This window comes from Leisingera sp. (assembly GCF_982940295.1).
On record NZ_CEYXRG010000001.1, the window covers coordinates 269,768 to 289,813 of the forward strand.

General features: G+C 62.9%; 19 protein-coding genes and 1 tRNA gene. 11 read left to right on the forward strand and 9 right to left on the reverse strand.

The window, feature by feature from the left end; genetic code table 11:
- Window positions 1–66: 66 nt before the first annotated feature.
- The 3 genes from AC4HIX_RS01310 to AC4HIX_RS01320 all read left to right on the forward strand — a co-directional run bounded on the left by AC4HIX_RS01310 (window position 67) and on the right by AC4HIX_RS01320 (window position 1,844).
- The gene (locus AC4HIX_RS01310; protein ID WP_475051759.1) at window positions 67–537 is read left to right on the forward strand and encodes a transglycosylase SLT domain-containing protein; all 471 of its coding nucleotides are present in this window, start codon (window positions 67–69) and stop codon (window positions 535–537) included.
- A gap of 162 nt (window positions 538–699) precedes the next feature.
- Complete coding sequence (locus tag AC4HIX_RS01315) at window positions 700–1,164, forward strand: hypothetical protein (RefSeq protein WP_490397564.1); 465 nt, start codon at window positions 700–702, stop codon at window positions 1,162–1,164.
- Complete coding sequence (locus AC4HIX_RS01320; protein WP_490397565.1) at window positions 1,161–1,844, forward strand: HTTM domain-containing protein; 684 nt, start codon at window positions 1,161–1,163, stop codon at window positions 1,842–1,844. Before AC4HIX_RS01315 ends, AC4HIX_RS01320 begins: the two co-directional genes overlap by 4 nt.
- A 66-nt stretch (window positions 1,845–1,910) precedes the next feature.
- Here the strand turns inward: AC4HIX_RS01320 and tig are convergent, their stop codons facing one another.
- The 4 genes from tig to AC4HIX_RS01340 all read right to left on the reverse strand — a co-directional run bounded on the left by tig (window position 1,911) and on the right by AC4HIX_RS01340 (window position 6,297).
- A complete protein-coding gene (gene tig, locus AC4HIX_RS01325) occupies window positions 1,911–3,242 on the reverse strand; it encodes a trigger factor (protein ID WP_490397566.1) in 1,332 nt (443 codons plus the stop codon).
- Between the two features lie 196 nt (window positions 3,243–3,438).
- Window positions 3,439–4,557, reverse strand: coding sequence for a porin (locus AC4HIX_RS01330; protein WP_490397567.1), 1,119 nt, complete (start codon window positions 4,555–4,557; stop codon window positions 3,439–3,441).
- Window positions 4,558–4,921: 364 nt separating this feature from the next.
- Window positions 4,922–6,037, reverse strand: coding sequence for a porin (locus AC4HIX_RS01335; RefSeq protein WP_490397568.1), 1,116 nt, complete (start codon window positions 6,035–6,037; stop codon window positions 4,922–4,924).
- Between the two features lie 175 nt (window positions 6,038–6,212).
- A tRNA-Leu gene (locus AC4HIX_RS01340) sits at window positions 6,213–6,297 on the reverse strand.
- Between the two features lie 220 nt (window positions 6,298–6,517).
- On the opposite strand from AC4HIX_RS01340, the gene AC4HIX_RS01345 reads away from it, so the two are divergent.
- Window positions 6,518–7,045 carry a Hint domain-containing protein gene (locus AC4HIX_RS01345; protein WP_490397569.1) on the forward strand — a complete coding sequence of 176 codons (528 nt, stop codon included), beginning with the start codon at window positions 6,518–6,520 and terminating at the stop codon, window positions 7,043–7,045.
- Window positions 7,046–7,051: 6 nt separating this feature from the next.
- Here the strand turns inward: AC4HIX_RS01345 and AC4HIX_RS01350 are convergent, their stop codons facing one another.
- Window positions 7,052–8,488 carry an NAD(P)H-hydrate dehydratase gene (locus AC4HIX_RS01350; protein ID WP_490397570.1) on the reverse strand — a complete coding sequence of 479 codons (1,437 nt, stop codon included), beginning with the start codon at window positions 8,486–8,488 and terminating at the stop codon, window positions 7,052–7,054.
- 36 nt (window positions 8,489–8,524) lie between these two features.
- Window positions 8,525–8,671 (reverse strand): hypothetical protein, encoded by a 147-nt coding sequence (locus AC4HIX_RS01355; protein ID WP_490397571.1) that lies wholly within the window; start codon window positions 8,669–8,671, stop codon window positions 8,525–8,527.
- Between the two features lie 171 nt (window positions 8,672–8,842).
- Between AC4HIX_RS01355 and AC4HIX_RS01360 the strand changes: the two genes are divergently transcribed.
- Both AC4HIX_RS01360 and glnA read left to right on the forward strand, forming a co-directional pair.
- Window positions 8,843–9,181: a P-II family nitrogen regulator gene (locus AC4HIX_RS01360; protein WP_008554830.1), complete on the forward strand. Its 339-nt coding sequence runs from the start codon at window positions 8,843–8,845 to the stop codon at window positions 9,179–9,181.
- A 46-nt stretch (window positions 9,182–9,227) separates the two neighbouring features.
- Complete coding sequence (glnA, locus tag AC4HIX_RS01365) at window positions 9,228–10,634, forward strand: type I glutamate--ammonia ligase (protein ID WP_475051684.1); 1,407 nt, start codon at window positions 9,228–9,230, stop codon at window positions 10,632–10,634.
- Between the two features lie 81 nt (window positions 10,635–10,715).
- Here glnA and AC4HIX_RS01370 read toward each other — a convergent pair whose 3' ends face one another.
- Window positions 10,716–12,191 carry a methyl-accepting chemotaxis protein gene (locus AC4HIX_RS01370; RefSeq protein ID WP_490397572.1) on the reverse strand — a complete coding sequence of 492 codons (1,476 nt, stop codon included), beginning with the start codon at window positions 12,189–12,191 and terminating at the stop codon, window positions 10,716–10,718.
- Window positions 12,192–12,419: 228 nt separating this feature from the next.
- On the opposite strand from AC4HIX_RS01370, the gene AC4HIX_RS01375 reads away from it, so the two are divergent.
- From AC4HIX_RS01375 to AC4HIX_RS01385, 3 genes are all read left to right on the forward strand, one after another.
- Window positions 12,420–13,667: an Hsp70 family protein gene (locus tag AC4HIX_RS01375; RefSeq protein WP_490397573.1), complete on the forward strand. Its 1,248-nt coding sequence runs from the start codon at window positions 12,420–12,422 to the stop codon at window positions 13,665–13,667.
- A 94-nt stretch (window positions 13,668–13,761) separates the two neighbouring features.
- Window positions 13,762–14,556, forward strand: coding sequence for a lytic murein transglycosylase (locus AC4HIX_RS01380; protein ID WP_490397574.1), 795 nt, complete (start codon window positions 13,762–13,764; stop codon window positions 14,554–14,556).
- A 137-nt stretch (window positions 14,557–14,693) separates the two neighbouring features.
- On the forward strand, window positions 14,694–15,728 hold the full coding sequence (locus AC4HIX_RS01385; protein ID WP_490397575.1) for a hypothetical protein: 1,035 nt from the start codon (window positions 14,694–14,696) through the stop codon (window positions 15,726–15,728).
- On the opposite strand, the gene AC4HIX_RS01390 is transcribed toward AC4HIX_RS01385, so the two are convergent.
- A complete protein-coding gene (locus AC4HIX_RS01390) occupies window positions 15,725–16,498 on the reverse strand; it encodes a heme-dependent oxidative N-demethylase family protein (protein ID WP_490397576.1) in 774 nt (257 codons plus the stop codon). The two genes, AC4HIX_RS01385 and AC4HIX_RS01390, sit on opposite strands and share 4 nt — an antisense overlap.
- A 149-nt stretch (window positions 16,499–16,647) precedes the next feature.
- On the opposite strand from AC4HIX_RS01390, the gene dddP reads away from it, so the two are divergent.
- Window positions 16,648–17,991, forward strand: coding sequence for a dimethylsulfonioproprionate lyase DddP (gene dddP / locus AC4HIX_RS01395; protein ID WP_490397577.1), 1,344 nt, complete (start codon window positions 16,648–16,650; stop codon window positions 17,989–17,991).
- Window positions 17,992–18,059: 68 nt separating this feature from the next.
- Here the strand turns inward: dddP and AC4HIX_RS01400 are convergent, their stop codons facing one another.
- A complete protein-coding gene (locus AC4HIX_RS01400) occupies window positions 18,060–18,545 on the reverse strand; it encodes an NUDIX hydrolase (protein WP_490397578.1) in 486 nt (161 codons plus the stop codon).
- A 158-nt stretch (window positions 18,546–18,703) separates the two neighbouring features.
- On the opposite strand from AC4HIX_RS01400, the gene AC4HIX_RS01405 reads away from it, so the two are divergent.
- On the forward strand, window positions 18,704–19,936 hold the full coding sequence (locus tag AC4HIX_RS01405) for a bifunctional alpha/beta hydrolase/OsmC family protein (RefSeq protein WP_490397579.1): 1,233 nt from the start codon (window positions 18,704–18,706) through the stop codon (window positions 19,934–19,936).
- Window positions 19,937–20,046: the final 110 nt, after the last annotated feature.

Sequence of the window (20,046 nt, forward strand, 5' to 3'; positions counted from 1 at the left end):
CAGCCCGTCTTGCAGCCCGGGGCCGTGCGGCTAGGCTGGCCGCGTGTAACAATATGCGGAGGCCGCATGTCGCGCCGGACCACACTGATCTTATTTTTTGCAGCCGCAGTTCTGGCTGCCTGCGGAAGTACCGCCTCAACGCCCGAGGTCACGAGATACAATCCGCCGCTCCATCCCAATGAAACGCCTGAACTGCGGCAGCAGATCAACTATTGGGCAGACCACTACGAGGTCCCGCGCAGCCTGGTGCACCGGCTGGCGGTGCGCGAAAGCACCCACCGCCCGCACGCGGTGAACCGGCCATATTACGGGCTGCTGCAGATCCTTCCCGCCACGGCCCGCTCGATGGGTTTCGAGGGCCAGCCCAAGGAACTGCTGGACGCGGACACCAACCTGCAGTTTTCCGTCAAATACCTGCGCGGCGCCTGGCTGCTCGCCGATGGCAGCCAGGACATGGCCGTCAAGCATTACTCCCGCGGCTATTATTTTGAGGCCAAACGGCGCGGCATGCTCAAGGAAACCGGCCTGCGCCCCTGAGACAGTTGAGCCGAAGCCCGCAGCGCCCCGCAGGGGCGCTGCGCGGCCCAACGGGACGCCGGCGGCTTCCGCAGGAAGGCGTCAAGAACGGGCGGGAGCACTTCGCTTTCGATCTGGTGGCATTTTAGCAAAATTCTAACCAGCGCCAGCTTTACTGGCGTGATGCTGACCCTGTTCAAACTGCTGCTGCCAGCGCTGATCCCCTCCTGGCGCTTTTTCAAATCGGTGGACCCCTCGCCCCGGGTCGAATGGCGGCTGCTGGACAGCGCGTCCAGCGCTCCCCAGCCATGGCGCGAATTCCGGCCGCGCCCGCAGCGGCTGAGCCTGCTGGCGGTGACCGGGCGGATGCTTTGGAATGCGCGCTGGAACGAAAGCCTGTTCCTGGTCAGCTGTGCCGAACGGCTGACGCTGGCGCCAACCGAACACAGCCAGCAGGAAATCCTGCGGCGGATTGCGGCTGACCTGCAGCGTGCGCTGCCGCCCGGCGCGCTCCTGCCCTATCTGCAGTTCCGCCTCGTCTTTCTGGATCGCGGTGAGGACGGCCGGCTGGTCAAGGCAGTCACCTATCAGTCCGAACCGCATCTGATGGCCGACCTCTCCGCCCAAGCCGCACCGGCCGCCGCATGAGCCTGGAGCTGGCCCTGCGCGCGACCGAAGTCCTGCTGGCGCTCGCCTTCCTGCAGCAAAGCGCTGAACATCTGGCGGGCTTCCGCGATGAGCAGATCCTGCACGGCCCCCGCCTGCTGCTGGCCGGGCTGCTGCTGTTCGGGATCGCCACGCCCTGGGTGCTGCTGGGACTGGTGATCCTGGGGCTGTTGCTGCTGCAGCGGTTTCAGGGGCCGTATAATGGCGGCAGCGACAAGATGAGCCTGCTGATCCTCTGCTGCCTGACTGCGGCCCGCTGGCTGCCGTCAGAGCAATGGCAGGAGTATGCCTTTGCCTATCTCGCCGGGCAGCTGGTGATCTGCTACTTCATTTCCGGCCAGGTGAAGATTGTGAACCCGGAGTGGCGCTCTGGACGCGCGCTGCAGGACGTGTTCCGTTTTTCAGCCTACCCCGTTAGCGAGGGCCTCCGCAGCCTTGCAGACCGCCCCAGGCTGCTGTGGATGATGGGCTGGGCGGTGATGCTGTTCGAGGTTCTGTTCCCGCTGGCCCTGTTCAGCCAAGAGGCGCTGGTGGTGGCGCTGTTCACCGCGGCGCTGTTCCATCTCGCCAATGCCTGCCTGTTCGGACTGAACCGGTTTTTCTGGATCTGGCTGGCGGCCTACCCGTCGCTGCTGTGGCTGCAGGAACGCGTCGTTCTGTGACCGGGCCAAGCACGAAAAAGGCCGCCCAGGGGGCGGCCTTTCCGTAATCTAGCTAGAGGGAGAGGATTACTCCTCTTCCAGCTCCTCAACCGCCTTCTGCAGCTCGCCCTTGGAGACTTCCTTCTCCTCGACTTTGGCTTGCTCGACGATGTGGTCGACAACCTTGTCTTCGAAGATGGGCGCGCGCAGCTGCTGCTGCATCTGGGCGTTCTGCTGGATGAACTCGAAGAACTGGCGTTCCTGGCCGGGGTACTGGCGTGCTTGCTGCATGATCGCCTGGGTCATCTCGGCGTCGGTCACTTCGACCTCGGCTTTCTGGCCCAGCTCGGCCAGCAGCAGGCCCAGGCGCACGCGGCGCTCGGCCAGCTTGACGTGCTCTTCGGTCGGCTCGATCTCGCCGTGGTCGTGGCCCTGCACTTCCGGGTTGTCCTCGTGCCACAGCTGATGCGCGATCTGCTTGGCTTCGGCGTCGACCAGCGACGGCGGCAGGTCGAAGGAGACCAGGCCGTCCAGCTTGTCCAGCAGCGCGCGCTTCATCACGGCGCGGGCGGCGCCGGCGTATTCGGCTTCCAGACGCTCAGAGATCTGCGCCTTCAGACCATCCAGGTCTTCGGCGCCGAATTTCTTGGCCAGCTCGTCGTCGATCTCAGCCGCTTTCGGAGCTTTCACTTCCTTGACGGTGCAGGAGAACACGGCTTCCTTACCGGCCAGGTGCTCGGCCTGGTACTCTTCCGGGAAGGAGACGGTCACGTCTTTTTCTTCACCGGCTTTGGTGCCGACCAGCTGCTCTTCGAAGCCGGGGATGAAGGAGTTGGAGCCCAGCACCAGCGGGTAGTCGTCGCCTGCGCCGCCGTCAAAGGCTTCGCCGTCGATCTTGCCGACGAAGTCGATCACGACCTGGTCGCCGTCTTCGGCTGCTGCGCCCTCTTCACGGGCTTCGAATTCCTTGGCAGTTTCCGCCAGGTTGTTCAGTGCTTCGGTGACGGCTTCGTCTTCAGCCTTCACAACCAGCTTTTCCAGCTCGACGCCGGAGAAGTCGACTTCGGGGATTTCCGGCAGTGCCTCATAGGACATCTCGACGTTGACGTCGTCGCCTTCTTTCCAGTCTTCGTTGGTCATCTTGACGTCGGGCTGCAGCGCCGGACGGTCGCCGCTGTCCTCGAAATGCTTGTTCATGGCGCCGTCGACGGCTTCCTGCATGGCTTCGCCCATCAGGCGCTGGCCGAACTGCTTTTTCAGCAGCGCCATCGGGACCTTGCCCTTGCGGAAACCCTTCATTTCGATTTCCGGCTGCGCTTCGACCAGCTTTTCGTTGACCTTCTCGTCCAGCTCAGCAGCGGTGACGGTAATGGCGTAGCCGCGTTTCAGACCTTCGTTCAGCGTCTCGGTGACCTGCATCCTATTCCCCATAGAGATTCGGGGCGCGTGCGCGCAGGCGCCCCCAGACAATTTGCGGTCTTCTATTTCCCCCGGCGCGGCGGCGCAAGGGGGATTGCCCCTTTCCTGCGTAATCCCGCGGATTTCCGGGGCCGCAAACGAAAAACACGCCCGCAAAGGGGCGTGTTTCCGTTCCAGAAACCGAGGGAGTCGCGGTTCAGAACTTCCAGCGGGCACCGGCCAGGATGACGTTTGCGTCCTGGTAGCTGGTGGCGCTGGTGTCGGCGTAGGAGTAGTCGCGGTAGGCCAGGTAGGTTTCGACGTTGTAGGCGTCGATCTTCTGGACCGCAGCCACGCCCCAGGACTCGGCGCTGTCGCCGGCGGTGACCATGTCGGAACCGTCATAGTAGTCCACCGAGAAGGAGGTGGAACCGGCCGCGATCAGATCCGCCGAATAGCCCAGCTTGGCGTAGGCATAGCTGCCCGCAATGTCGCGCTCGCCTGCGGCCACGTTCAGCGACAGGCCGGTGGCCTTGTGCAGAACCGCAAAGGAGCCGGAGATGTCGCGAGTGTCTTCCTCGCCGGCTTCTTCGGTCCAGGAGGCGCCGATGCCGGTGTCGATGGCAAAGCCTGCGGCATCGTCGTTGGCCCAACGCACCGCCACGTCATAGCTTTCCCGGTCGTTTGCGTCCTTCAGCACGTCGGTGCCCCAGGAAGTCGACAGGGTGAAGCCCCCGAATTCCGGGGAGTCGTAGCGGATGCGGCCCAGGCGGCTGCCGTCGAGGTCGGTGAAGGCATCGCCGATATCGACGGAGCTGAGTGCGCCCGCGCCGGTGCGGAAGGCATAGCCGCCCGCGGAGTCGGCCACCGAGTTGGAGGCGCCGAGACCGGTGCCCGAGAAATCCGCGCCGGTGATGCCGTCAGTGGCCATCGACCCCTGACCGGCAGAGAAGCGGCCATAGCTCGCGGTATCGAACTGGAAGTCGACATGGCGGATATTGGTCCGGTCCCAGCTGAGGTTGTCGCCGGTCGAAAGCTGGCTCACCCCGTCCGAGCCGCGGAAGCCAAACGCGGTTTCAAACCGGAACCGCAGGGTGTTTTCGCCGTATTCCTGCTCCAGCTCAAAGCCGATGCGCGAGTTGGAAGCTTCGCTATCGACCAGACGGTTGAAGTCCTGCTGGCCGTCGTCAAACGACTGGTAGGCTGGATTGAACTGTCCGTACCAGCGGAAGCTGCCGCCGGTGTCGTTGGTGTACGTGGGGCCTGCAAATGCCGGGGCTGCCAGGGCCGCTGCCAGCGACGCCGCGCCGGCACGTGCTGCAAATTTTGTGCTCATTATTCTGAGTCTCCTGTTCCGTCGGCGGCGTGCCTCTCCATCCCTGAGACCGCTGCCGGGGGACTGGGTATCATGCAGATTTCGGCAGCTTCAGGGTTGAAAAACCGGGTTGTTGCCCAGCAAATCATATAGGCGGAAATCCGCTCATCAAGATCCTGCCCAGACGATAAACCGCCTTCTTTCAACGCTTTGAGTGAAGCGTTTCACATTCACCCGGCTTGTTTCGTCAGAGGTGCCATGCGGTTTACGCAACCCTGCGCCGGCGCGCAGAAACCCATTCATTCCTGCACAGCCCAATACGCCGCCGGGCACAAAAAAACGCCCGGGAGATCCAGGGCGTTTTCGAGGTCTGACTCCGGCGCCGTCAGAATTTCCAGCGCGCGCCCAGAATCCAGGTCGTCAGATCCTGGTAGGTCGCCGCGGCATCCTCGTATTCATACTCCTGATAGGTCAGGTAGATGTCGGTATTGAGGGTCTCGACCTTCTGCACCGCGCCAATCCCCCAGCCTTTGGCAGTCGAACCGGTGACATTGAAATCCTCACCGTCATAGTAGTGCACCCCAATGCCGGTTTTGCCCCAGGCCAGCCATTCGTCCTCATACGCGATCTTGGCATAGTAATAGCTCGGGTCGCTGGCGCCTGCCGCGTCGTTGTCCCGGGTGCCGCCCGCAACCGTGAAGCTGATGCCGTTGTCCAGCAGCACCGAGGCCGCCCCCAGCACGTCCGACCGGTCGGTGCCGGCATCTTCACGCACCTGATAGGCCAGGGATGCGCTGAATTCGGCAGAGCCCAGCTCCTGCCCGTAAAACAGGCCGATGTCATAATAGTCGGCATCATCCGAAGAGGAGAGCACGTTCTGCCCCCAGGCGATCCCAGCGGAAAACCCGTTGAAATCCGGCGTGTCATAGCGGATGCGGCCGCGCCGGGAGCCATCGAGATTGTCGAAAGCATTGACCAGTGCAGGCCCGGTCAGCGCCCCCGTGGTGTCGCGGAACAGAAATCCGGCGCTGGAATCCACGGTATAGGAATAAAGCGCAGCGCCCACATAGGAGAGATCCGTCTCAGCCGCGCCATCCGCCGCCATGCTGCCCTGCCCCGCTGAGAATTTGCCCCAGCTCCCTTCCAGCCAGAAGTCCACATGACGCAGATCCGCACGCGTCCAGCCGCTGTAGGTCGACCCGAACTGATTGACTTCGGTCGAATTCGGAAAGCCCAGCCCGGTTTCGAAGCGGAAACCGAAGGTGTTGCTGCCAAACGGCTGGATCAGCCGCAGCCCCACCCGGGAGCGGGACAGGTCATTGTCCAGCACATTCGTCTCTGTATGCTGCCCGTCATCGACCGAGATGATGGCCGGGTTAAACTGACCGTAGATCTCGACGTAGCCGCCGGAATTGTTGGTGTATTTCAGTTCAGCTGCCGCAGGCTGCCCTAGGACAAAAAACCCCGCCGCCGCGCCGAGAAAATGATGAAGACGTGGCATGGCTATCTCCCTCAGCAGAATATTCGGAAAATCTCACCCGGCAGGTAGCCCGCTGATCATTCCGGGCAAGGATCTGTCAATGGCCTCAAGGCCGCGAACGCCCCTGCCCGCGCGCCATCCGCGACCAGCCTTGCCACCGCGGCGAAGAAAACAAAATCTGCATTCTTTAGAGAGATGGTGCGGGTGAAGGGACTTGAACCCCCACGCCTTGCGGCGCCAGAACCTAAATCTGGTGCGTCTACCAATTCCGCCACACCCGCACGTGCGCCGGGACAGGCCCGCCGCGTGACGCGCTGAATAGCAAAGCTTGGCGGGGGATGCGAGCGGAAAACGCGGCCCGGATGCCGATGTGCAGATCGGCAACAATCCGTCCGCATAATTGCAACAATGAGCGGATTTTTGCCGCGGAAGGCTGGGCCTGGAATCCGGTTCTGCCGTAGTTTGGCAAAAAAGTCTGAGGCAGACAAAGCGAGCAATAATATGAAACCGTTTGGAAATGCGGCCCTGCGCGCGCAACTGGCGGCGCGCGGCCAGACGCAGCCCCGGCGCCTGTTTCAAGGCAGCCAGAACATCAGCCTGCTGCGCGGAACCATCGTGCTGACCCGGGAGGGCGAGCGTCCCGCAGAGGACATCAAAGCAGGCGACAGCCTGATCACCCGAACCCAAGGCATGGCCCAGGTCGAAGCCGTGCGAACCCGCCGTGCCATGCTGCAGGCTGTTTGCATCGCCGCAGGGTCATTGGGCGACACCCGGTGTGAAGATGATCTGACCGTGCCCTGGGACCAGCGCATTCTGATCCGCGACTGGCGCGCCAAGGCGATGTTCGGCCAGCCGCAGGCGGTGGTGCCGGCTTATGAGCTGGTGGACGGCGAATTCATCCGCGACCTGGGCCTGCAGATGATGGAGCTGACGGTGCTGGAGTTCTCCCGTCCGCATGTGATCTATGCAGGCGGCCTTGAGCTGGCGGCAGCCGCCGCGCCGCAAGAGAACCTGCGCCCGGCGGCTTGAGCCTGCTTACATCCCAAGCTTGCGGAACACCGCGGGGATCTGCTCCGGCAGGTCCTCGGCAATCAGGCCGGGGCCGAATTCCAGCGCGCATTCGACGTGGAGATAGGCGGCGGTTTCCGCTGCCTGCATCGGATCGAACCCGCGCGCCATCAATCCGGTGATGAACCCCGCCAGCACGTCTCCAGATCCGGCTGTGGCAAGCCAGGGCGCGGAGCGCTCGTAATGGGCGGAATTGACTGAGCAGCGCCCGTCCGGCGCGGCGATTACCGTATCCGGCCCCTTGAACAGCACCGCGCAGCCCGCGCGCTTCGCCGCCTCGCGGGTGGCGTCGACCTTGGAATAGGCCGGGCCTGAGGTGGCGGGCGAGTTCAGCTTGTCCGCCAGGTCCGGGAACAGTTTGGCGAATTCGCCGCCATGCGGGGTCAGCACACAATTCTCGTGCAGGATCTCAAACAGCGCCTCGGGTTTCAGCTCGAACCTCGTGAGCGCGTCGGCGTCCAGCACGGTGGCGCGCTTTTCCTTCAGCACCGCCATAACCAGCGCCTGGGTATCGGCGCCGCGGCCCAGGCCAGGGCCGAGGCAGACCGCATTGAAACGCGTGTCCTCCAGGAGCTCGCTGACCCCATGCGCGCCGTCGATCTGTTTTAGCATGATGGCGGTCAGATTGGCGGCGTTTTCAAACATCGCCGAGCGCGGCGAGCCGACGGTGACCAGCCCCGCCCCGACCCGAAGCGCGCCGCGGGCAGCCAGCCGAGCAGCGCCGGTTTTGCCATGACCGCCAGAGAGGACGAGGGCGTGGCCGTGGGTGTACTTATGCCCCGCCGCCTTGCCGCCGGCAGATGGCGCCGCAAGCGTCACCACTTCGCCCGGCACCGCGGGGCTGCCCCTGTCAGCAAGGCCAATGTCCTTCACAACAACTTTGCCGCACCCTTCCGCGCCGTCAGACAGGAATTGCCCAAGCTTTGCCCGGTGGAAGCTTACCGTGAGATTTGCCATCACAGCTGCATCGAACGGGTTTTCACCCGCGCACCCCAGGTACAGCCCGCTATCCGCGCACGCGCCGCTGGGCATATCGACTGCCACAACCCGCGGGGCCGCGCCACGGCTGGAAGCGGCCTGCCACAGGTTCAGCTCGCTTTGAACCTCGCCGTGATCCAGAAACGGCCGCGCCAGCCCTGTGCCGAAGACCGCATCAACCACCAGATCTGCATCCTCTCCAGCATCAATCACTTCCTCACAAAGCGGCCGCACCGCGTCAAACTCCCGCCACCGCTCATAATTCACCTTCGCATCCGGCGGCAGCTTGGCCGGGTCTCCATACAGGAACACTTCCACCTCCCAGCCGCGCTCCTTCAGCAACCGCGCCACCACAAAGCCGTCACCGCCATTGTTGCCCGGCCCGCACAGAACCACCGCCCGGCGCGCCCCTTCATCTTTCCCCAAATACTCCGGGGAGCGCGAGGGGCCGGCCCCGCGCGCTTATGCCAGCACCCGCCCATACACAAAGATGGCCTCAACCACCCCCTGCCCGGCGCGCTCCATCAGTTCCAGCCCGGTCACCACGCCGGACTCTATGGCGGCCTGCTCAATGGCCCGCATTTGGGCTGCGGTCAGCAGTTCGGTCATGTTTTGCCCTTCCCCGATTCAATTCTGCGCAATTTCCGGGCGCAGTGCTTAATTTTTAGGCAGTCACGATCAAATCCTGCCCACAATTGCCGCAGCCGCACAGCTGTGCATTGCTGCCTTCATTTAGAAGTGAAATGACACCTCCAACAAGCTTGCGAGGAGCCAAAGCCGATGAAAAAGATCGAAGCCATCATCAAGCCTTTTAAACTGGATGAGGTGAAGGAAGCGTTGCAGGACGTTGGCGTCCAAGGCCTTTCGGTGATCGAGGTCAAGGGCTTTGGCCGTCAGAAGGGCCACACCGAGCTCTATCGCGGCGCCGAATATGTGGTCGACTTCCTGCCCAAGGTGAAGGTCGAGGTTGTGCTGGACGACGATCAGGTCGACCAGGCGATTGAAGCCATTGTCGATGCTGCCAAGACCGACAAGATCGGCGACGGCAAGATCTTTGTCTCGCCTGTCGAGCAAGCGATCCGCATCCGTACCGGCGAGACCGGCCCGGACGCACTCTAAAGACTTCAACGAAAATCCTTACATATCTACAAAAAGGACCGAGGGAATGAGCGTAGACGCAGTTCTCAAGACACTTAAGGACGAGGACGTCGCCTATGTCGACATCCGCTTCACCGATGTGCGCGGCAAGCTGCAGCACGTGACCGTGGATGTGGACCTGGTCGACGAAGACTTCCTGGAAGAAGGCTTCATGTTCGACGGCTCGTCGATCGCCGGCTGGAAGTCGATCGAAAACTCCGACATGAAACTGGTCGCCGACACCGAGTCCGCCTACATCGACCCGTTCTATGCGGAAAAGACCCTGTGCCTGCACTGCTCCATCGTGGAGCCGGACACCGGCGAAGCCTATGAGCGCGACCCGCGCGGCACCGCCCAGAAGGCCGAGGCCTACCTGAAGTCCTCCGGCATCGGCGACGTCGCCTATATGGGCCCGGAAGCGGAATTCTTCCTATTCGACGACGTGCGCTACTCCAACACCATCAACAAGGTGTCCTACGAGGTTGACGCAACCGACGGCTCCTGGAACACCGACGCCGAATTCGAAATGGGCAACATGGGCCACCGCCCGGGCCTGAAAGGCGGCTACTTCCCGGTCAACCCGACCGACGAAGCGCAGGACCTGCGGTCTGAGATGCTGTCGACCATGAAGCGCCTGGGCATGAAGGTGGACAAGCACCACCACGAAGTGGCCTCCTGCCAGCACGAGCTGGGCCTGATCTTTGACTCGCTGACCAAACAGGCCGACGAGCTGCAGAAATACAAATACGTGATCCACAACGTGGCGCACGCATATGGCAAGTCGGCAACCTTCATGCCGAAGCCGATCTATGGCGACAACGGTTCCGGCATGCACGTGAACATGTCGATCTGGAAAGACGGCAAGCCGCTGTTTGCAGGCGACAAATATGCCGACCTGTCGCAGGAAGCGCTGTACTTCATCGGCGGCATCCTGAAGCATGCGAAGACGCTGAATGCCTTCACCAACCCGTCCACCAACTCCTACAAGCGCCTGATCCCGGGCTTCGAGGCACCGGTTCTGCGCGCCTACTCCGCCCGCAACCGCTCCGGCTGTGTGCGTATTCCGTGGACCGAAAGCCCGAAAGCCAAGCGCGTCGAGGCCCGCTTCCCCGATCCGGCTGCAAACCCCTACCTGTGCTTTGCAGCACTGCTGATGGCCGGTCTGGACGGCATCCGCAACAAGATCGATCCGGGCGAAGCCATGGACAAGAACCTGTACGATCTGCCGGCCGAAGAGCTGGAAGGCATCCCGACCGTCTGCGGCTCGCTGCGTGAAGCCGTCGACGCGCTGGCCGCCGACCACGACTTCCTGCTGCAGGGCGACGTGTTCACCAAGGACCAGATCGACGGCTACATTGAGCTGAAGATGGAAGAGGTCCACAAGTACGAACACACCCCGCACCCGGTTGAGTTCGGCATGTACTACAGCTGCTAAGCTGCTGAAATTACGAAGGAAGAGGCGCCCCAAGGGGCGCCTTTTTCTGTCTGTGCCGCTGGGATACGGCGGATCACCGCATCAGCCGGCCAGACGCAGGCTGCCGCCAGCGTCCCCGTCTCCGGCGGCAATCGGGCCGGCTGTCTGCCCGACATCGAAGGATTTGACCAGGTCAGCAAGCGACTGCGCATCCTGGCGCATTGTCACCGTGGCGGCCGTCGTCTGCTCAACCATGGCCGCGTTCTGCTGGGTGACCCCGTCCAGATGCGAAACCCCTGTGTTGATCTCAGTCAGTCCGGTGGTCTGCTCGCCCGCCGAGGCCGAGACCGACGCCGACAATTCCGACACTTTCTTAACGTCAGTCACAATCCGGTTCAGCACCTCGCCTGCCCGGTCGACAAGCGAAACGCCCTCGTCCACGTGGCCTGAGCTGATATTGATCAGTTCCTTGATCTCCTTGGCCGATACAGCGGCGCGCTGCGCAAGCCCGCGCACCTCAGAAGCGACAACCGCAAAGCCGCGCCCCGCTTCGCCCGCACGGGCGGCCTCGACCCCGGCGTTCAGCGCCAGCAGGTTGGTCTGGAAGGAAATGTCGTCAATCACGCCGATGATCTGTGAAATTCTTTCAGAGGAGTCGGCGATTTCCTTCATCTTCTTCACCGCATCGGTCACCACGGAAAAGCCGTCTTCTGCGCAGGCTTGCGCGGTGGCGGCCACGCTGCTGGTTTCCTGGGTCGCGTCGGCCGACGTCCGCATGCTGGCGGTTATCTCCTCCACGGCCGCCGCTGTCTGCTCGAGCGTTGCTGCCTGGGTTTCGGTCCGCTGGGACAATTCCTGCGCAGCGTCGGAAATTTCGCCGGCTGTGCTGTTCAGACCCGTTGCCGAGTCCTGGATGCTGCCAATAACGCCTGCCAGGCTTCCCATCAGCCGGTTGAAGGTCACCCGCACCTGATCATAACGCTGGGGGTAATCGCTCTCGCCGGGCGCTGGGATCTTCTGGGACAGGTCACGGGCCTCCATCCGCTCGATCCCGGCGGTGATATAGTCAAAGGCTGTGTCCTGTTCGGCGCGCTGCGCCGCAAAATAGGCGTCGATGACGAAATAGGTATCCAGCGCAAAGACGCGGTTCAGAGCCCCCAGCATCGCAAACAGCTTGCGCCGCCCACCGGGGGTTACTACGGCGCCGAACTTTTCGCCGAGAACCTGCTGGATATGCGATGTTGCCCGTGAATAGGCAGACAGGTACAGCTCGAAGGGAAGCTGGATCTTAAAATGAACACTGCCGACGCGTTCGGCCGAAGCAAAATACTCCTCCGGGAAGTCGCCCCGCAGCAGAAGTTCCCAATGCCGCTTTTGCGCGGTTCTGGCATGGGTAAGGATCTGCTCGTCGGGAAAGAACTTGCTGGCTTCGCTGTCAGCCCGGGCAAAATCATAGAATCTGTCGAGGATTACATCGAAGTAAGGCACTAGCATTTTGCTCGCCCGTGCCAGGTCTTTCTGATGGTCTCCATCAAGCGCAAATTTTGAGATGATGCGCTGGTAATCAGTTTTACTCATCTTCCGAACTCCAAACAACCTGCTCTGGGCGGCAGGCGTTTAAACGGTGACATTCAGGAATTAAGATCTTTTTACGCAGGCTTTACTGTAGGGTTTTGAAGGACTTGCGCCTCCTGCGGCAATCCGCCCAAGTGCATCTTTCAGCCGCATGAAGGGATGATTCGCCTTGATCGCGGTTGTCTTATGCTATAGCCGGGCCCGCTCCGGTTTGCGTACAGGATCTCCCTCATGACCGCCCCCAGCACCCTTGGTATCGACTTCGGCACCTCCAACTCCGCAGCCGGCATCGCCGTCTCAGGGCGCCCTTGGCTGGTGGAGATGGAACCTGGCGAACAGACCTTGCCCACAGCGGTGTTCTTCGCAGAGGACTCCCGGCAGATGCGGATCGGCCACAGCGCCACGCGAGCGCTGATCAGCGGCGAGGAAGGCCGGTTCATGCGCGCGCTCAAGAGCCTTCTCGGCACTTCCCTGTTGCATGAGGAGCGGCGGCTGGGCGGCGAGCGGATAAGCTTTGCCACGATCATCGCCCGTTTCCTGGCAGAGTTGAAACGGCGCGCCGAGGCGGCCACCCGCATGCAGTTCACCCATGCGCTGTCCGGGCGGCCGGTGCGGTTTCACTCCAAAGATGCAGACCGAGAGACACAGGCGGAAAAGGACCTGCGCGCCTGCTATCTTGAGGCCGGTTTTCAAGACGTGATGTTCATGTACGAACCCGAAGCCGCCCTGCGCGCCGCTGCCCCATCGCCGGGGCTGGGGCTGATCGTCGATATTGGCGGCGGCACGTCGGACTTTACTGCGTTCGAGCTGGGCGCGGATGGCTCGGCGCGTATCCTGGCCTCGCACGGGGTTCGTCTGGGCGGCACCGATTTCGACAGGCAGCTGAGCATTCATCATGTGATGCCGCTCCTGGGCCGCGGCAGCCAGATCCGCAACACCTTCGGCGGCGGCAGCCTGCCCGCGCCGAACCGGCTGTTCAACGATCTGGCCACCTGGCAGCTGATCCCCTTCCTTTACAGTCCCGAAAACCGCCGCGCCGCGCAGGACCTGGCCGCGAATGCGGTTGAGCCCGAAAAGCTCGCCCGGCTGGTGGCCGTGCTGGAAGATGAGCTGGGGCACGAACTGGCTTTTGCGGTGGAGCGCGGCAAGATCCGCGCCAATGGCGCTGAGAACACGGCAGCAATCGACCTCAAGCTGTTGCAGCGCGGATTGTCGGTTCCGATGCCCGCCGCGGACATGAACCAAACGCTGGCGGAACAGACCCGGTCCATCGGCCTCTGTGCCGCAGAGACCCTGGATCTGGCAGGTCTCGAGGGGGCGCAAGTTGACCGGATTGTCATGGTCGGCGGCTCTTCGCTGCTGGCGGCGGTGCAGGCTGAGATGCGGTCTTTGTGTCCAAATGCGCGTGTCGAGACGGAAAATGCCATGACAGCGGTTGCCGACGGTCTGGCACTGGCAGCGGGGACAGCCTTTACCTAGGCGGATGGGAACCAATGGCAGGATTTCCCGTTAGACATGGGGCACAGTCACGCTAGGCTGCAGGGACACGAGTCACATTTCGAGAGTTCTATTCATGCGCCGGCTGATTGCCCCTGCCCTGATTTCCGCCTTTCTTGCTTCTCCCGCCGTGGCTGCGACCTGCGGCAATACCTCTGCCGGGTTTGATGCCTGGAAACAGGCGTTCAGCCGCGAGGCCAAACGTGCCGGGGTGCGCAAAGCCGGGCTGCAAGCACTGGCAGATGCGCAATACGCCCGCCGCACCATCGCCGCCGACCGCAACCAGAAGAGCTTCAAATACTCTTTGGAGAAGTTCATGCAGGTCCGCGGCTCTGCCACCATCGTGGCGCAGGGCCGCAAGCGCAAGGCGCGCAATCCCGACTTCTACGCTGCACTGGAACGAAAGTACGGCGTGCCCGCGGGTGTGCTGATTGCCATCCACGGTATGGAGACAGCCTTTGGCAATTACATGGGCGACAGCCAGGTGGTCTCAGCAATCGTGACGCTGACCTACGACTGCCGCCGCTCCGATTTCTTCCGCCCGCACGCGCTGGGAGCGCTGAAGCTGGTGGATCAGGGCGCCATCACCCCCGGCACGCTTGGTGCCAAGCACGGCGAGCTGGGCCACACCCAGTTTCTTCCCGGAAATGCCCTGCAATACGGCCAGGACTGGGACGGTAACGGCCGGGTGGATTTCTACAACATGGGTGATGCCCTGGCCTCCACCGCCTATTACTTGCGCAAGAAGGGCTGGAAGCCCGGCAAAGGCTATCAGCCAGGCGAGCCGAATTACCCCGTTCTGAAACAATGGAATGCCGCCACTGTTTATCAGCAATCGCTGGCGATCATGGGACGCCAGATCGACGGCTGACCGCGGCTGCGATCGTTTATCGCTGCACTTGCCGCCGCCCCCGGCGCGGCCGGGAGGTGCAGTTGTGAATCACGCTAGGAACAGTGCTGGCGATTCCCGCTTCATTGTAAGCTCTAGGGCATCAATGTGTTCCGCAGATGCCACAGTTGAGCCGCATTTGGGCTCCTATTTTCGGCAAGACCAGCGCTAAACCGTTTAAATTCAAAGTCTTAGAAACTGCCTCATTTGCCCTTTTTCTGTTTGCACAGTTTCCCGCACGGCCTAATCTTCTGCCCCACTTTGAACCCCTTCAATTTTTATTCTTCTTTTATCGGCACCCTGAATGGAGGATCCGGACGGTGGCAAAGAACGTGCAATTTACGGGCAGGCTTGGGCTGGAAAGCCGCGATCAAGAAACCCTTTCCGCTGCGGTTTCCGCGGTGGTGGACACGCTCGACGACTTTGGCCATTCCGCGGAAACCATCGAGGCCCGCGCCGAGAATGCCGCCCGGCTTCAATGCGATCATTACTTTGTGACTGTACGCCTGCGCCGGGTTCCGCTGCGGCGCTCCAGCCGGCTCACCGGAAGCATGCTGCAGCCCTCGGCACTGCTGGAAGTGTCGCTGTCCCCGGTTCATCCGGAGCATTGCGACCGCGAGATCACCGAGATGCTGCTGGCTGAGGTACTGCGGCGGCTGCTTTCCGCTGTCGAAGCCACCTCCGTCGAGTGGCTTGATACTGAGGTCGCTTTGACCTGCGACCAGTTCCTGAGCGTGTTCGCACCTCAGCCCGCGGTATCCGGCCAGGCAGAAACCCCTGTTGAAGCCAGCCAGCCAAGGCAGCCCCGACCGGAGCGTCCCCGCGGCCGCGCTTGCTTTGCGCCGGTAGACCAAGCCGCGCTTGCACTTGAGGCCCACTGCGAACGCGCTTTTCAAGATGCAGTAAACCGTGCAGCAGGACCCGGTGCCTCGGCGGCAGCCGAACGAGCACGCGCCCGAAGCCGCAGGCCGCTGCAGGCCGGACCGCAGCCAAGCGGCTGGAGCAGCCAGTTGCAGGTCCCGGCTCTGGCCGCTTTCAGCATCGCGCCGCGCCGCCGGCTGCGTTTCGTCAGCCATCTGCTTCTGCTGGCCGCTCTGTTCCTGTTCCTGGACAGCGCAGGCATGGTGCAGGCCGCACGCCCGCTGTTCCCCTAAGGCCGCGCCGCAGGGTTCTCTTGACGGGGACCCCACTGGCGCATCACATCCGCCCGCGCAAGCACATGGGTGTGGATGGCAAACACCACAGCACGGGTCTGCGGCAGCCGCAGGATCACCTGCTTTTCGCTTCGCAGATACCCGGCCCTGCTGGCGTCCGGTTTTTCACGCGGAGCGTACTGGCTGCGCGGCTGGTATAGCGCCGGGTCCCGGTACCACAGCGCGTTGAACCGCCACAGCGGCCGACCCGCCTGCACCCCGTCAAACAACCGCTGTACCCGCGCAGCGATGCCCGCGTCATAGCTATCCACCGGCACATGAATGCCGGTCAATGGCCGCATGAATTTCTCCGCCAGCGTCCAGCTTGCCGGAAAACACAAAACCGCACCGGTCAGAACATGTTCCTCCGCCCCGTCCGGTTTCTGCAGGATGCAGAAATCCTGCTGCGCTATCCGGCCCAAGGTTCCCAAGGGATCCTCCCAGTCGACCGCGACCCGCACGCGATCCGGCCGCAGCGCGGTATCTTCAGCCCCGGAATCCAGCGCATCCAGCGCCATCTGCAGCAGCTCTTGCGCCGCTGCCATCGCGCTGGCGTCCAGCCGCAGGACCTCGTCCCGCCGGGTGGACAGCAGCCGCTCCCGCTCTGCCATCTGGCCCGCATAGGCATCATCCGCCGCGAGCCAGCCATCAGGCGCAAGCGGCTGAATACCGGGGAGTTTCTTCTCCTCAAGCGGGTTGTAGGGAATGGTCTTCTGCAGAATCGCTTTCATCCCTCTGCGATAGCATTCCAACAGCCGGGAATCAGCCGCAACGTTGCATCTTAGGTCAGAAACGACCGGAAAACCCGTCGCTTTCTGCCGCGATTCCCCCGGCCGCAAGCGGCACATTGGACAGGACTGTGCAGCGACGGAGGCCACGCATGAACGAGCACTACCGCGACATCCGCAAAATCGACCCAACTCGCGGTGACAGGCTGGGCGACAACACCCCGAACGACAACGACCGTGTCGAGATCGGCCCGACCCAGCTGGCTTTCGGCGAATGGGCAGAGGCCGGGCTGCAGTTGCCGGACCTGCAGGCCATGCGCAGATTCCGCTGGGAGCGGCTGACACGTTTCATCAACGACCGCGGCTATGGCGGCCTTCTGGTGTTCGACCCGCTCAATATCCGCTATGCGACCGACTCCACCAACATGCAGCTGTGGAACACCCACAACCCGTTCCGCGCCCTGCTGATCTGTGCTGACGGCTACATGGTGCTGTGGGATTACAAGCAGTCGCCTTTCTTGAGCGAATTCAACCCGCTGGTGCGGGAACAGCGCGCGGGCGCGGACCTGTTCTATTTTGACCGCGGCGACAAGATCGACGTGGCCGCCGATAAGTTCTCCAACGAGGTGCGCATCCTGCTGGAGGAGCACAGCGGCAGCAACAAGCGGCTGGCGGTGGACAAGGTGATGCTGCACGGGCTCCGGGCGCTGGAAGCACAGGGGCTGGAGATCTTCCCCGGCGAAGAGCTGACCGAGAAATGCCGCGCGGTGAAAGGCCCGGACGAGATTCTGGCGATGCGATGCGCCCATCACGCCTGCGAAACCGCAGTGGCAGCGATGGAAACATTCGCCCGTGAGCAGATCCCGGGCGGCAATATCTCCGAGGATGACGTCTGGGCGGTACTGCACGCGGAAAACATCCGCCGCGGCGGCGAATGGATCGAAACCCGCCTTCTCGCCTCTGGTCCGCGCACCAACCCCTGGTTCCAGGAATGCGGGCCGCGCATCATCAAAAACAACGAGATGATCAGCTTCGACACCGATCTGGTCGGCTCCTACGGGATTTGCATCGACATCTCCCGCAGCTGGTGGATCGGCGACCGGAAACCGCGCCCCGACATGATCTATGCCATGCAGCACGGGCTGGAGCACATCCGGTACAACATGGAAATGCTGAAACCGGGCGTGAACATCCAGGAGCTCTCCAAGGGCTGCCACGCGCTGGACGCAGAGTTCCAGAAACAGAAATACGGCTGCATGATGCACGGCGTCGGCCTCTGCGATGAGTGGCCGCTGGTCGCCTATCCGGACCAGATGGTCGAGGGCGCCTTTGACTATGTGCTTGAGCCGGGCATGGTGCTTTGTGTCGAAGCGCTGGTGTCGCCCGAGGGCGGCGACTTCTCGATCAAACTGGAAGACCAGGTGCTGATCACCGAGGACGGCTACGAGAACCTGACCACCTACCCGTTCGACAAGGCACTGCTGGGAGAAGCGTAACGCCCAACTGCCGGTCCCTCCCGCAAGGAGGGGCCGGGACAGCCTGCGGCGCCGTCAGGCGCCACGCCTTAACAATAGCGGCTCAGGAACCGCGCCAGCTTCTCCCGCAGGACCAGCACACCGGGCGAATCCGTCACCTCTTCCAGCTGATCGAGCGGCACCCAGGCCAGAGCGTGGGATTCATCGCTGGCGGCAATTTCCCCCGCCGCGGCCTGAAACAGGTATCGCACATCGTAATGCAGATGCGCGCAGTCGCGGGTACTTGCAGGGATCCCGTGGATATCGACATCGAACACCTGCTTGGACAAGAGCCTGATCCGCGACAGACCGCTTTCCTCATAGGCTTCCTTCAGCGCCACGAAGGGCACGTCGGCAATGCCGTCGCAATGGCCGCCCAGCTGGAGCCAGCGGTTAAGCTTCTTGTGATGGGTCAGCAGCACGCTCTTCCTGTCTGGCGACAGCACAAAAGCGGATCCGGTCACGTGGCCGGTTTCCGGATTGCGGCCGAAGGCCTGGCGTTCGCTGGCGCAGAAGTCCGCCAACCGCTGCCACATCTGCCGGTCCCGCCCGCACTGCGGCCTGAAACATCCGATGCCCTCTATGGTACTGCTGCTCATCTGGCTTCACCTTCCCGTGACGTTGGGGGCTGCTGCCTTGTTCAGGCCACGTTGCGCGCTCAATCTATGCGGATCACCCAATAAAGGCCACGCCAATGCCCATGGAACGGATTTCATTCACCGGCCACGCCGGAAATACCCTTGCTGCCCGTCTCGACCTGCCCGACGGGCCGGTGCTGGCGACCGCCCTCTTTGCCCATTGCTTCACCTGCTCCAAGGACATTCCCGCCGCGCGGCGGATTGCCGGGCGTCTGGCGGCGATGGGGATTGCAGTGCTGCGCTTCGACTTCACCGGCCTCGGCCACTCCGAAGGTGAGTTTGCCAACACCACTTTCACCTCCAACGTGGCAGACCTGATCCTGGCGGCGCAGTATCTGGCCTCGCGCAACATGGCGCCTTCGCTGCTGATCGGCCATTCGCTGGGCGGTGCCGCCGTGCTGCGCGCGCGTGCCGGGATCCCTTCGGCCAAAGGCGTGGTGACATTGGGGGCGCCGTTTGATCCAGGCCATGTCTCGCACCATTTCGATGCAGCCCTGCCGGAGATCGAGGCCAAGGGCCGCGCAGAGGTCTGTCTCGCCGGGCGGCCCTTTGTGATCGGCAAGGAGTTTGTCGAGGATATCAAAGCCGAGGCGCTGGCGCCCGCGATTGCAGAACTGAAGGCGGCGCTTCTGGTTCTCCACGCGCCGAGGGATGAGACGGTGAGCATCGACAATGCCGGTTCGATCTTCACCGCCGCCAAGCATCCCAAGAGCTTTGTTACTCTGGACGATGCTGACCACCTGATCTCGCGCCCTGCGGACGCGGAGTATGCTTCAGAAGTGATCGCGGCCTGGGCCGGGCGCTATATCGGCATGACCCCGCCCGCGCCGCCACCCGGTGCACCGGAAGGTATCCTGCGGGTGACGGAGGCGGACCCGGACGGGTTTCTGCAGGATGTGCAATCCGGCCCCTATCATCACGCTTTGGCTGACGAGCCGCTGGCCTATGGCGGCACCAACCGCGGCATGTCGCCCTACGGGTTCGTGGCTGCGGGCCTGGGCGCCTGCACGTCGATGACGCTCAGGATGTATGCCCGGCGCAAGGGCTGGCCGCTGGAAGGGATCAGCGTTGATGTCAGCCACGATAAAGTGCACGCCCAGGACGCCCAGCCCTCCGGGCCAGCCAAGATCGACCAATTCACCCGGGTGGTGCGGCTGTGCGGCCCCTTGCGCGAGGAGCAGCGCAGCCGGCTGCTGGAGATTGCCGACAAATGCCCGGTGCACCGCACCCTGGAAAGCGGCGCCAGGGTTGTGACCCGGCTGGAGGCAACGGAACGGGCTGAAGCCTGACACCCGGCAATTTCCGGCGGTGCTCCCGCGCCCGGGCCGTGCAGTAAACCTGCACCGCCAGCGGCCTTGGGCCCCGCCCCCCCCCACGCGCCGCCCCCCGCCCCACAACC